Consider the following 13,890-nt stretch of genomic DNA (forward strand, 5'->3'; position numbering starts at 1 on the left):
AGCGCAAGCTTGCCCGGCCTGCGTTTTTGTCGCCCCGGTAAGCGAAGCGCCACCGGGGAAAATTATCGGCTCTGTTTCCTCAGCAGATAAATAAAGTACGGCGCGCCGATAAAGGTCGACAGCAGACCTGCGGGGATCTGATACGGGAACATCATCATTCGCCCGCACCAGTCGGCAAAGACCAGCAGCAACCCGCCGATCAACCCGGCCATCACCATCTGCGGCATCGTCCGGCGGAATCCCATCATCCGCGCAATATGCGGCGCCATCAGGCCAACAAAACTCAGCGGGCCGATAGTCAGCGTGGCGGCCGCCGTCAGGCCAGCGGCCAGCAGCAGCAGAGCGACCCGCGACGGCGTCAGCGCGATACCTACCGCGCGTGCGGCTTCACCACCCAGCGGCAGAATCGTCAGCCAGCGCCGACACAGCGGCACCAGAATCAGCAGCAGCACCATCGCCATCCCGCTCCGAACGACCATCTCCGGCGTGGCGCCGTAAGTCGAGCCGGAAATCCACGTCAGAATCTGCGCCATGCGCGGATCGCCGCTGGCCTGCAGCATCATCAACAGCATAGTGAAGGCGGTGCTGAGAGCCATCCCCGCCAGCAGCATCCGGTGCGGCGAGAAACCGCCGCGCCCGGCAGCCACCAGGATCACCAGCAGCGTCGCCGCCGCCCCCAGGCTACCGGCCGGCAGCAGCCAGCCGAAAGCGTTGCCGGGAACGAAAAACAGCATCAGGACAATACCAAAAGCTGCGCCGGAGCTGATGCCCAGCACTTCCGGGCTGGCCATCGGGTTACCGGTCAGGCGCTGGATAATACACCCCGCGACCGCCAGCATCACCCCGGCGAACAGCGCGGCGAACACCCGCGGCCAGCGCCACGGCATCAGTTGATCCAGCAGCGTGCCGCTCGCCCAGTGCCAGCTCTGCGCATCCCGCCCAAAGGCCAGGGCGACGAGGAGCGCCAGCAGCAGGATCAGCAAACCGCCAAACGCAAATCCCCGTACGTTTTGCCGTTCCACCAGCACTTTATCGCCGGCATTCATCACCGGCGCACTGATGCTGCGCAAGCGCGGCAGCAGCCACAGCAGCAGCGGCGCGCCGATCAGCGCCGTCACGGAACCGGTGGACACTTCCCGCCATACCCGGGTCAGCCACAGAATGATCTGGTCTGACAGCCAGAGAATCAGCGCGCCAATCACCGCCGCCAGCAGCAGACGCGACAGCAGACGACGCGCGCCGAGCATTTTCGCCAGCAGCGGCGAAAACAGGCCGATAAAACCGATAATCCCCACCGCATTCACCAGCAACGCGCTGATAACGATCGCCAGCGTCAGCGTGGCCAGACGCGCCAGAGAGAGCGCCAGTCCGAGATTACGCGCCACGCCATCATCCAGCCCCATCAGCGTGAGGGGACGCAGCAGCAGCAACGTTAACATGAGGCCGCCGAGCAGCTGCGGCCACAGCCGTTGCACCACGCTCCAGTCGGTTTGCGTCAGCGTACCGGTGCTCCACAGGAACATACTTTGCAGCTGATCGTGATGGAAAATAACCATCAGCTGGTTCAGCGCCCCGCAGTACAGACTGACCACCAGACCGGCAAGAATCAGGGTTACCGGCGACAGCCGTTTTCCCCACGAGACGCCGAAAACCAGCGCCCCGACAAGACAGGCCCCCGCCAGTGCGGCGAATTGCGACGCCAGTACGCCGGGAATCGCCCACAGCGTCGTCACCGTCATCCCCAGCTGAGCGCCGGTCGCGACCCCGAGGGTGGTCGGTTCCGCCAGCGGGTTGCGCAGCACCTGCTGGAACAGCACGCCCACCAGTCCGAGCCCCGCGCCAACCAGCAGCGACACCGCCAGTCTCGGCAGCAGGCTGTAGTGGAACAACATCTGAGCGATATTGTCGATATCCGGCTGCCACAGCGCCTGGCGCCACTCGTGCTGCGGCAACGCCGCCTGGAGATTCAAGAAGCTGAGCGCAAATGCGGTCATCGCCAGCACCGTCAGCAGCAGTGCCGCCAGAGGAGACAGTCGCGATCTCATGCCTCACCTCCCTGGACATCCGCCAGCACGCGGGCAAAATGCATTGCCGACAGCGTCGCACCGTAGAACCAGACAGCCGGCACGCGCTGGAAGCGCCCTTCGCGGACAAACGGCATCGCCTGCCAGAGCGGCGTACTCATCAGTTGGCTCATTTCGGCACGATTACCGTGGTCGAAGCAGATAACATCGGTCTCTTTGTAGGCGGCCAGTCGATCGATTCCCACGCTGACGCTGCCCCAGAAGGCGGTTTCACCGCGCCAGGCATTTTTAATCCCCAGGCGATCGAGCACCTCCTGAAACAGACAATTATTGCCGAAAACCAGGACATGGCGGGGATCGAGCAAGGTGATCATCAGCAGCGGATGATCGCCACGGCGGGCGAAACGCGGGCGCAGATTCTCCATCAGCGCGTCAAATTCCGCCAGATGGCGCTTCGCCGCCTGCTGCCGGCCAATCAGCTCGGCCATCTCGTTGAGAGATTGCTGCGCCATCTGCAGCGGTCGTTTACCGTCGCTGAAGGTGAATCCCCGTCCCGGGGCAATGCGCGCCAGCTTCTCTGGCGACGGCCCATATCCGGCCGACCAGACGATAAACGACGGTTTCATCTGCGTCAGCAGCTCAAGATTCGGCTCCGTACGCAGCCCGACATCAATCACCGAGGAAGGCAGCGCCGGTTCATTCACCCACAGGTTATAGTTCGGGATATCGGCCACGCCGTAGGGCGTCACGCCAAGCGCCAGCAGGAGTTCTGCCGGCAGCCACTCCAGCGCCACAATACGCTGCGGATCGAAGCTTGCGGCCTGGGCGCCGCGCATCTGCCACAGCAGGGGCGACAGGGCCATCGCCGCCAGCAGACGGCGACGGGTAATGAAAGGGGTCTTTTCCATCAATAGACAAAGCTTACCGGCGCGCTACCCGCCGGATGCGGCAGAATACCCATCGGAATACCGTAAATTTGCTCCAGCGTTTCGCTGCGCATCAGCTGCGCGGGCGTGCCCTGAGCAATCATCTCCCCACCACGTAACGCGACCAGATAATCACAGTAACGGGCAGCCATGTTGATATCGTGCAGAACGGCGATCACCGTTAACCCGCGCTGTTGACTCAAACGATGCACCAGCGCCAGGACATCCACCTGATGGGCAATATCCAGCGCCGAGGTAGGTTCATCCAGCAATAAACAGCGGCTGTCCTGCGCCACCAGCATGGCAATCCACGCCCGCTGGCGCTCACCGCCTGACAGGCTGTCAACCAGCCGGTGCGCCAGCGGCTTAAGGCCGACCAACGCAATCGCCTCTTCAACTTTTTCCCGGTCGGCGGCACCGAAACGCCCCAGCGCGCCGTGCCACGGATAGCGGCCGATGGCCACCAGCTCGCGCACGGTCATCCCTTCCGCCGGCGGCAGCTGCTGCGGCAGATAGGCCACTTTACGGGCAAAGGCCTTGCTGCTCCAGCTGTCCAGAGGCTGCCCGTCCAGCAGCACATCGCCTTCCGACGGCGGCTGATGACGGCCGAGCATTTTCAGCAGTGTGGATTTGCCGGAGCCATTATGGCCAATCAGCCCCGTCACTTTTCCCGCCGGGAAAGTTAAGGAGAGAGGATGCAGCAGCGTACGGCCAGGTACGCGAAAGGTAACGCGATTCAACGAAAACGTGGTATCAGAGTGCGGAGAGTTTTCCTGCATAGCGGCGACCTGGTGAACGGCGCGGCGAACCGCGCCCGGTAAGTGATTAGAAGCGGAAGGTTCCGGTCGCAATAACCTGACGTCCTGCGCCCCAGTAGCACGCGTATTCGCTGTAGCAGCTGGATACGTACTCACGATCGAACAGGTTGTTCACGTTGATCCCCACAGACGATCCTGGCAGACCAAAACGCGCCAGATCGTATTTCACCGTGGCATCCATCAATGCATAGCCGGCCACGTTGAAGGAGTCGTTTTTCTTCCCGGTGTCGGTATCATTTTTGTAGTAGCTCACCGTCGAGCCGATATAACGCGCCCCGGCCCCGACCGTCAGACCGCTCAGCGCGCTCTCGTGGAAGGTATAATCCGCCCACAGCGACGCCATGTTGCGCGGAACTTCCGCCGGACGTTTGCCTTTGAATACGGTGTCTTCGGTGTACTCCGCATCGGTATAGCTATAGGCCGCCGTCAGGTTGATATTGGCATTGACCGCTGCTTTTGCTTCCAGCTCAAAGCCGCGTGAGCGAATTTCACCTGTTTGAATGCTATAAATTCCGTACGGATCGTTGGGATCCGCGGTCAGGTTTTTGTCTTTGGTCAGCTGATAGACTGCCGCGGTCACCACCACCGGCATATCTTTCGGGACGTATTTCACGCCCGCTTCATACTGCTCGCCGCGAGAAGGATCGAACGGCTTGCCTTCGCGGGAAGAGCCGGAAACCGGTTCGAAGGACTGGCTATAGCTGAAGTACGGAGAGATGCCGTTATCGAACAGATAGTTAATACCACCACGCCAGGTAAACTGCTGATCGTGGTTTTCCGCGAGATCGTTAGAAGAGCGCGTCAGGGTCGAAGCCATGGCGTAATCATAGCGGCCGCCCAGCGTCATTACCCATTTGTCCCACTCCATCTGGTCCTGAGCATACAGGCCGGTCTGCTCCATGCGGTTCAGCACCGCGTAGGGGAAGTTCACGTTGACGTTCGCATTACCGTATTGCGGATTGTTCATGCTGATTGAATCGGCAGAACCGTATTCCGCATTCACATCGTTACGCATGCGCGAATAATCAACGCCGGTCAGCAACGTATGGTTAACCGCGCCGGTGGCAAAATCAGACTGCAGCTGCGTATCAACGGTGAACGTATTGAGATGTTCATCAGAACGCACATAGGCGCGGTTGATTTGGCCCGGAGCCGAATAGCCGTTACCGTAAACGGAGCGATACAGCGTCTTCACGTCGGTATAGCGCAGGTTCTGACGCACCGTGAAGGTGTCATCGAACTGATGCGAGAAGCTGTAGCCGACCATCTGCTGACGGCGGGACATCTTGTTATCCGGCTCGCCTTCGTTGTAATCAGTCGGCAGCTTATGGGCATTGCCGTTGGCATCGTAATACGGCACCACGGTCCCTTCGCGAGGCAGCCAGCCGTAGTAACCGGCATACGGATCGTTCTGGAAGTTGCTCAGGAAAGTGAAGTCGGTTTTATCATCCGGACGCCAGCTGAAGGAGGGCGCGACCGCGTAGCGAGTCGATTTCGCCATCTGCTGCTGCGCATCCTGACTGCGGCCTAAACCGGTCAGTCGATACGACCATACGCCGTTATCATCGATGGCATCACTGAAGTCAAAACCGGTCTGCCACAGATTATCGGTACCCATTTTGAACTGAATTTCTTTCAGCGGTTCGGTCGTCGGACGCTTGCTCACCATACTGACGATGCCGCCAGGGTTGCTGTTGCCGTACAGCACCGATGTTGGCCCACGCATCACTTCCACACGTTCAAGGAAGTAAGGGTCCATCGACACTTCTGAATAGTTATTCCCCTGCAGCTTCATGCCGTCCAGATACTGGTTGGTATTGACCGTTGTGGAGGTCGTGAAGCCGCGAATGGTCACCACATCATAGGTGGTAGAGCTGCCGCGGGTGGAGAAGACGCTCGGCGTATAGGACAGCGCCTCTTTCACCGTCGTCGGCTGCTTCATGTCCATCTCGGCACGGGTGACGACGGAGACAGACTGCGGTGTTTTTTCAATCGGGGTATCGGTTTTGGTCGCAGTTGCCGAATGTTTCGCCGCGATCGTGGGCGACGGGCCCCAGGCACTCTCTTGCGCGGCAGGTGCCGCGATAACGGTGATGGTTTCTTCTTGTTTCGGTTCAACTGCTGCCTGCGCATAGACAGACATGCCGCTAACCGCCGTGGCTACTACGACTGCGATTTTACGCAGCGAGTGATTTGGCTGAGCAGTTTTTGGACGCGCCATGGGTATATCTCTGATGAAAGTGAATGATAACGTAAACGAGAATTATTATTATGACCGTTGACATAATAGGCGAAACGCAGAATACAAGGCAAGTGGTATGCCCCGCGCTGAAGACTGAAGGATGAAATAATAACCAGGCAGTTATTGTGGGGTTAAGTGACTGTTAAGTAATGTGCAGAAATAAAAAGGCCCTCTGATACATCTGTATCAGAGGGCCTGGTGACGACGATCAGTTACCGCCGAACATATCCTTAATCCAGCCTGCTACGCCATCGCTCTTTTCCTGCTTCGCGGGCTGTTGCTGTTGCTGCTGTTGTTGCGCCGGCTGCTGCTGTCCGGACTGATTGAACGGATTGTTCTGCTGCTGCTGCTCCAGCTGCTGCTGTTGCATCTGCTCGCCCTGGCGACACAGCGCATCCGGCGTGGTTGTCCAGACCGGAAGCGAACGCATCCCCCCGCTACACACGAAGTTGCCATTGCTGTCCACGCCCATATCCACCACGTCTTCCGGTGCCGTCAACACCAGCGGCGTCGGCGTCTGGTTAGCCAGATAGCGCTGGTAAATAGACATGGCGCCGCTGGCACCGTAGAGTTTCGTCGGCTGGTTGTTATCGCGACCCACCCAGGTAATGGTCACCTGACCGCCGTCAATACCGGCAAACCAGGTATCGACGTTATTGTTGGTGGTCCCGGTTTTCCCTGCCAGATGCAGGCCCGGATACTTCGCGCCAAGCTGACGGCCGGTACCGCGCTGCACAACCTGCTGCATGGTCCACAGCGTCATGTACGCCGCCTGCGCCGGCACCGCACGCTCTGCCTGCGGATAGCTCTGATACAGCACGGTACCATCTTCGGCAATGACCGAACGCAGCGCCGAAAGCGTCGCGCGGTTACCGCCGCTGGCGATGGTCTGGAACGCCTGCGCGACTTCGATCGGCGTCAGGTTCAACGCCCCGAGAATCATCGCCGGTACCGGGTGCAGCTGATCTTTCGGCACGCCCAGTTTGACCCAGGTGTCGGTTATCGCCGGCAGGCCCAGCGCCATCCCGAGGTTAACGGTCGGCACGTTCATCGAGCGCGTCAACGCATCCACCAGCATCACCTGACCACTAAAGCGACGATCGTCGTTCTGCGGGGACCAGGTCTGACCGTTTGGCAGACGGATGGAGATCGGTGCATCGGCAATCGAGGTGTTCAGGCGATACTGGTTCGGCAAGCTCAGCGCCGTCAGATAGGTCGCTGGCTTCGCCAGAGAACCGATTGAACGGCGGGCCTGCATCGCGCGGTTGTAACCGGCAAACTGCGGTTCCGCACCGCCGACCATCGCCCGCACTTCGCCCGTAAAGCGGTCAACGACCACCATCGCGGTTTCCAGATCCGGCAGCTTACGCTGTTTCTTCAAGGCCGGAATGCCGTCGGTCGCCGCTTTTTCTGCCGCATCCTGCGCAACGGAGTCAAAGGTAGTAAAGATCTTCACGCCGGAGAGATCTTTCACCTTATCGCCCAGTTTCGCCTGCAGCTCCTGACGAACCATCTGCATAAATGCCGGCTGTGGAGAGATCACGCCGCCGCGCGGCTGCACGCCCAGCGGACGCGCGCTCAGCATGTCATACAGCTCCTGATCGATCACGTTCTGCTGCTGCAGCAGACGCAGCACCAGGTTGCGTCGTTCCAGCGCCAGCTTCGGATTACGCCACGGGTTGTAAATCGATGCCCCTTTCACCATCCCGACCAGCAGCGCCTGCTGGTCGAGGCTGAGTTCTTCGACCGGGCGGCCAAAGTAATAGAGGCTCGCCAGCGGGAAGCCGCGAATTTCGTTGTCGCCGCTCTGACCGAGGTATACCTCGTTCATATACAGCTCAAGGATACGATCCTTGCTGTAACGCGCATCAACGATCAGCGCCATATAGGCTTCGTTCGCTTTACGCCAGTAAGAACGCTCGCTGGAAAGGAACAGGTTTTTCACCAGCTGCTGGGTCAGCGTACTGGCCCCTTGCACCGTGCGCCCGGCCGTCAGGTTCGCCAGCACCGCACGACCAATCGAGTACAGGCTGATCCCGTCGTGTTCATAGAAGTGACGGTCTTCGGTCGCCAGCAGCGTATCCACCAGCAGGTCCGGGAAACCGCTGCGCTTGACAAACAGACGCTGTTCGCCATTTGCCGACTGCAGCATCGTGATCAGCCGCGGATCGAGACGGAAGAAGCCGAACTGGCGGTTGTTCTCCATATTCTCAATCGTTTCCAGATGATCGCCGTCAAAGGTCAGGCGTGCACGCACCTGCCCTTCTTTACTATCAGGGAAATCAAACGGACGACGGATCATCTCAATGCTGTTGGCCTGCACGGTGTACTCGCCCGGACGCGTCATCGCGCTGACCTGGCGGTACTGCGTGGCATTCAGCAGACGCACCATCTCATTTTTGCTGATCTGCATATCCGGTTCGAGGTTAACCATCCGGCCATAGACCGCCGCCGGAAGCTCCCAGACTTTGCCGTCGATACGGCTACGGATTTTCTGATCGAGGTAGACACCGTAAGCGGCAACCAGCACCGCGACCACGATCCCTAGCTTGAACAGTAGCCATAGCCAGGTACGTTTACGGCGAGGCTTGTTACCTTTGCCTTTTGCTTTCTTCGGCATCGGCTCTTGATCCTCATAATCATCATCGTCGTAATCATCGTCGTAGTCCTCATCCCGGACCCGACGACGAGTCACTTTTTGTTTTGCCGGACGCGAGGGCTTTCCCTTACGTCCGATAGGCTCGCGGTCATCTCCCGCCATGCTTTTTCTCCGCAACTTTCAGGCGTAAAAGCCTGATTCTCAATACTTCCTCTTGAAAGAGGAAGAAGATATCTCTCAAATTCACGCCCGGAGGTCTCAACCCGCAGGCCACGACCTCGGTATCACAGCACTTCGCGTCTCAGGGCGCGGTCATGATGTATGTTTATGTACTCCTGGAGAATTCATAATATAAATCATCATGTTATACGCATCGCCTGACGAGAATTTTGGGACATAGCACAAATAGTCCAGGTGACACAGGATAGCACTAAACCGGGACAGGCTTAACCAGCATTTTACTCCCTCACGACGTAACAAAAGCGAAAATATTATGTTTTTTAATAACATAAAAAATATTCTCCGCCGTTCATCGTCTCAGCGGTCTGTCTGAGGACCTCTGCCACGATAAAAAACAAAAACCTCAGCGCGGATTGAATATTATATTCTGAGTGTGACAAGAAATATTCTGGCAAGAAGTAAAGAGAAACATTAAGCCATTTGACGATAAAAACGGGAGCGCCTTAACAAATATCTATAATAATATTTCCTGATGACAGCATGAAAATATTTGTTAAACTGTCCTTCAGTTAACCCGATCCCTTTAATATATTATGCGAACTTCCGTTATATTTCCGCTGCTCATGATTGCCGTTCTCGCGGGTTGCCAGCAGAACCGTTCGTCTACGCTCAGCCCCGCCATCAGCAACGAAGCGCAGCTGGAACAGCTCTCTTCCGTGGCCGCCGGCGCGCGTTATCTGAAAAATAAATGCAGCCGTAGCGATCTTCCTTCCGATGACGCTATCGACCGCGCGGCATGGAATGTTGGCAAAAAGAGAGGATGGAGTAATATTGATTACGCCACGCTCAACCAGCGCAGCACGCAAATGTATCAGCAACTGCAGCAGGACAGTACGCCGGAAACCACCAAATGCAGCCAGTTTAATCGCCAGCTGGCGCCCTTTATTGATAGTTTACGCAGTCAATAAAATGACGAAATAGCCCTGTTGTTTATTATTTCGCACCGCTTTATTCCCCTTGAGGGCTATCTTCAATAATGCCTCCCGGCCAGTCGTCGAGAGCCGCAAGGGTAAATGTCTTACCGTTAAAACTGAATAGCGTGACATCCTGCTGAATTTGCTCAATCACCAGATTCGGCAGCGGCGACTCCCCCTCTTTCCAGGACTGACCATTTAACACGATGCTGCGTTTCTCCGCCGAGGACGCGTAGACATGCGCGCTATAGCGCAGCGCCGGCAGATTATCGTCATCGACGATAGCCTCGGGTTTCGCTTTCTCAGGTTCCGGGGCGGCGACCGGCTTAACCTTTTTTTGCGCCGAGGAAGCCATTGGCACCAGTGCCGCATGCGCCGCCGGCACAACCAATGCTGATGTTACAGGGGGATTGCGCCACTGCTCGCCCGCAAACCAGCCGAGGGCAATCAGCAGCGCGGCATAGAGTGGCACAATCGGATACGGCACCTGCACCATGCGTCCAACCACCACCGGCGGTTCGCCCTCATGCGCAATTGACGCGGGCAAACGGCACGCTTTGTCATCAGAAACGATCACGCTCTCTCCTTTCCCCATAAAACAATAGCCCGGCAATGTCTGCCGGGCTATCAGGCTCCCTTCGCAGGGAGCGGCAAAAGCCCCGGCGTTACTTACTGCTCACCGGCAGCCCCGTCCCCTGGGCATCGCCCTGAGGTTTTTCCAGTACCGCCACGGACCAGGCTGGCAGGGTAATCGCGCCATTGGCCGCAATCTCCACGCCGCTCGCCAGCGATCCGTCACCGGCAGCCTGCTGGATGGTGCTCAGCTGCAGATTGTCGCCGATGAAATCATTGAGGGTCCGGCTCTCAGATGCGGCGTTGATCGCCACCACCAGCCCATCAACCCGGCTATCGAGACTCGCCCCTGCCTGCACGCCATCATCGATGGTCATGATCAGCAGACCGGCCTGCTGATCTGGCCCGGTATTACGGAAATCCACGCGCTTCATCACCGCGCTGCCGTCGCCTAAGGTGAACAGCGGGGAGGATTTACGCAGCCCGGTCAGCTCCTGGTAGAATGCGGTCATCTGCTTCAGCTCCGCTTCGCCAGGCGTGGCAACCATCTCTTTAACGCGAGAAATCACCTCATAGTTGCTGCCGTCATCGCTGATGCGCGGCATCCCGACATTAAAGTTATTGTCCTGCATGGCATAGTCCACGCGGTTAAACCAGTCGCCGGAGTCGTAGGAGTCGCGGGTAAAGGATTTCGAGCGCAGCAGTTCAGAACCCTGCTGGTCGAAAGCAATCCCCTGCCCCAGCATCACCGTCGCCAGCGACACCGCCTGCATCCGCACGCGCGTATTCAGGTCAGCCTGCTGCGCGGCTTTGTAGGTAATCATGTCCCACAGCGTCTGGTTGTCGTGCTTCGAAACATAGTTGACGACTTCCGTCGGGTCAGCGGCATAGCCGCCAGGTGCGCCGTTATAGTCAATTTCGCTGCCTTTCTTCACCGCGCCGTCTTTATCGATCAGGATAAAATCGGCAAGGTTACCGGCCATCCCCAGACGAGTCAGGTCGGCCAGGTGATGAACCTGGTCATCGTTCAGACGGGTCAGCTCGTTGGGCAACACGCCCGCGCCGCTGCCAACCCCCTGGTTTTCACGCAGCGCATCGCCGGAATCGAACGGGCCGCCGCCGCGGACGGCGTCGCGCAGACGATCGGAGAACGTACCGATGCCGGTGCCTTTCAGGTTGATCTGCGAGGCAATTTCAAAGCGATCGCTCTGGTTAGAGTCCCAGCCTTCGCCGAAGAAGTAGATATCCGGGTTCAGAGCCTTAATGCGATCCCACGCCGAAAGAATTTGCGCTTTCGGGTGATAGCCCATCAGGTCGAAGCGGAAACCATCGATTTTATAATCCGTGGTCCACACCGCCAGCGAATCGGCAATAAGCTTCGCAAACATCCGATGCTCAGGCGCTGAATCCGAACAACAGGTGGCTGACTCAACGCTGCCGGTGCTTTCATTCAGACGCTGATAGTACCAGGGCACTATTTTATCCAGCACCGACGTACGGTCAGTCGGTCCGGCGGCATTAGTATGGTTGTACACGACATCCATAATGACGTTCATGCCCAGATCCTGCTTGATCGTCTGAATCATGGTGCGAAACTCTTTGATGCGAGTCGTCCCTTCCGGATTGGTCGCGTACGAACCTTCCGGCACCGTATAGTGGAACGGATCGTAACCCCAGTTATAGGAGTCGGTCTGCGCCACCAGGGTGTTCAGCGCCTGAACCTGCGGATTGTCCTGGCTATCGCCCTGCTTCAGCTGATTGAGCACCTCTTCAACGGTGGAGCCGCTGGAGCAATACCCGGCAAATTCGCTGCTCTTCACCGCGCTGTTAACGTCGCACAGGTGGCTGAACGACTGCTGGATATCAGCGACTTTATCGCTGAACTCGTTGACCGTTGCCAGATCGAAGACCGGCAGCAGCTCAACGTGCGTGACGCCTGAAGCGGAGAGCTTCTTCAGATGCTGCACCATATTGCTGTCGCCGGCGGTCAGCGCAAGGTATTTACCGCGCAGTTCGGCCGGAACGGTCTGATCCCAGGCGGAGAGATCGCGAATGTGCGATTCATGAATCGTCATTTTCGCCAGATCGGCTTTGGTTTTCTGAGCATGCGGCATTGTCAGACTATCCCAGCCTTCTGGCTTAAGATCGCTGTCGTTGAGGTCAACGACCTGACTGTATTCCGAGTTAGTGGATAAGCTATGGGAGTACGGGTCAGTCACTTCATACTGTTCAACCTGGCGCGACTGCGGATGGTAAACCGTCAGCGCGTAGCGATAGAACGCCCCTTTCAGGTCGCTACCGCCCTGCCATGTCCAGGAACCCGATGCGCTGTCACGGGTCATCGGATGGCTGGCCACCACTTTTTTATCCGCGCTGTAGAGCACCAGATCGACCTGCTGCGCGGTGGGCGCCCACAGACGGAAATTGACCCCGCCGTCGCTCATCTGAGCCCCGTAATTCAGCGCTTCCGCCGCCGGCGCATAGGTATCATCCAGTACGCCCGCCGTCTGCACCTGGGTGGCGGAAATCAGGATCCCGTCCTCTGCGGCGGCAATGGCTACCGTTTCTCCCTGCAGCAACTCATCCGTTTTGGCATCATCCGGCAGTTTAAACGCCGCATAGCCTGAAAGCTGCGGGAAACGCATGCTGACCTGCTGGCTGATGGTGGTTGGCGTCAGCTTCAGGTAACGGTCGGTAAATTTTCCTTCGCTATCGGCCGCCACTTTGCTGCTGTGGCTGTAGTACAACCGGACGATTGGCTTGTCTTCGCCAGCCGGCCACAGCAGCGTCGTTTTATCAACCCAGTGCGCTTCGGCAAGCGCCACGCCGAAAGCGGCGCGGAAGGCGTCAGCGCGAGAGTCATAGATCGCGCTGTTACCCGCGATCACCGATACCGTGCGATCGGTGAAGTCGCCAAAGGACACGCGCAGGTCGCTGTCGATCAACTTGTTGGTGCCATCTCTGACGATGACGTTGATACAACCGCTCTCTTTATTCAGTGGAATGACCCAGTACGGGCCGTATTTATCGCTACCGGCCGGCGTCGTGCTGACGTCATTCCAGTCGGCTACCGGCGCGCTTAAAGCATCGCAGGTTTCATTATTCCAGAGATACAGGTTCTTACTGCTGTAATCCGCCGGGCTGGTACCGGTGATCCCGGCAATATCGACCAGATGGATGACGGCCTGATTCGCCGTCGCCATCACGGCCTCACCAGGAACCGCCACATCGGGTAAACGAACAACGACATCCTGGTTATCAGGATTGCCAGGGTTATCAGGTGAACCAGAGGAAGAAGATGAAGAACTATTATCGCAGCCGCTAAGTAAAATCAACGAGCCAAGGAATAGGGCATTACAGGTATATCTGAGCATTCGATAGTCCCTAATATGCTTAATAATTTATGAAAGGTAAGAAAAGATGTTTATCTGTAAAGCGTCGCAATTAGATATTTTTGTTTTCTCCGGTTCAATCATCCATTAACAATTAATGGGGGGGCGTAGGTGGCCGGGGGAGTAAAAATAAAAAGGGAATGACGACCCGGATCGCGAAAC

The 13,890-nt window shown here is 57.7% G+C and carries 8 protein-coding genes; 1 reads left to right on the forward strand and 7 read right to left on the reverse strand.

Annotation, left to right across the window (positions count from 1 at the left end):
* Positions 1-62: 62 nt before the first annotated feature.
* The 5 genes from fhuB to mrcB form a co-directional block, all read right to left on the reverse strand.
* Positions 63-2,045: a Fe(3+)-hydroxamate ABC transporter permease FhuB gene (gene fhuB, locus ROR01S_RS13265; RefSeq protein ID WP_064359569.1), complete on the reverse strand. Its 1,983-nt coding sequence runs from the start codon at positions 2,043-2,045 to the stop codon at positions 63-65.
* Positions 2,042-2,932: a Fe(3+)-hydroxamate ABC transporter substrate-binding protein FhuD gene (gene fhuD / locus ROR01S_RS13270; RefSeq protein WP_064359570.1), complete on the reverse strand. Its 891-nt coding sequence runs from the start codon at positions 2,930-2,932 to the stop codon at positions 2,042-2,044. The genes fhuB and fhuD overlap by 4 nt, the downstream gene beginning before the upstream one ends.
* Complete coding sequence (gene fhuC / locus ROR01S_RS13275) at positions 2,932-3,729, reverse strand: Fe3+-hydroxamate ABC transporter ATP-binding protein FhuC (RefSeq protein WP_004858074.1); 798 nt, start codon at positions 3,727-3,729, stop codon at positions 2,932-2,934. Before fhuC ends, fhuD begins: the two co-directional genes overlap by 1 nt.
* Positions 3,730-3,775: 46 nt before the next feature.
* Positions 3,776-5,989, reverse strand: a complete 2,214-nt coding sequence (gene fhuA, locus ROR01S_RS13280; protein WP_015585113.1) for a ferrichrome porin FhuA — start codon at positions 5,987-5,989, stop codon at positions 3,776-3,778.
* A 229-nt stretch (positions 5,990-6,218) separates the two neighbouring features.
* Positions 6,219-8,771 carry a bifunctional glycosyl transferase/transpeptidase gene (gene mrcB / locus ROR01S_RS13285; protein ID WP_004858069.1) on the reverse strand — a complete coding sequence of 851 codons (2,553 nt, stop codon included), beginning with the start codon at positions 8,769-8,771 and terminating at the stop codon, positions 6,219-6,221.
* 611 nt (positions 8,772-9,382) lie between these two features.
* Between mrcB and gspS the strand changes: the two genes are divergently transcribed.
* The gene (gene gspS, locus ROR01S_RS13290; protein WP_032716589.1) at positions 9,383-9,757 is read left to right on the forward strand and encodes a type II secretion system pilot lipoprotein GspS; all 375 of its coding nucleotides are present in this window, start codon (positions 9,383-9,385) and stop codon (positions 9,755-9,757) included.
* 40 nt (positions 9,758-9,797) lie between these two features.
* Here the strand turns inward: gspS and gspB are convergent, their stop codons facing one another.
* Positions 9,798-10,340, reverse strand: a complete 543-nt coding sequence (gene gspB, locus ROR01S_RS13295) for a type II secretion system assembly factor GspB (RefSeq protein ID WP_048024048.1) — start codon at positions 10,338-10,340, stop codon at positions 9,798-9,800.
* An 88-nt stretch (positions 10,341-10,428) separates the two neighbouring features.
* Positions 10,429-13,710, reverse strand: a complete 3,282-nt coding sequence (pulA, locus tag ROR01S_RS13300) for a pullulanase-type alpha-1,6-glucosidase (RefSeq protein ID WP_004858060.1) — start codon at positions 13,708-13,710, stop codon at positions 10,429-10,431.
* Between the last annotated feature and the right edge of the window lie 180 nt (positions 13,711-13,890).

This window comes from Klebsiella ornithinolytica NBRC 105727 = ATCC 31898, from assembly GCF_001598295.1.
GTDB classification, from domain to species: domain Bacteria; phylum Pseudomonadota; class Gammaproteobacteria; order Enterobacterales; family Enterobacteriaceae; genus Klebsiella; species Klebsiella ornithinolytica.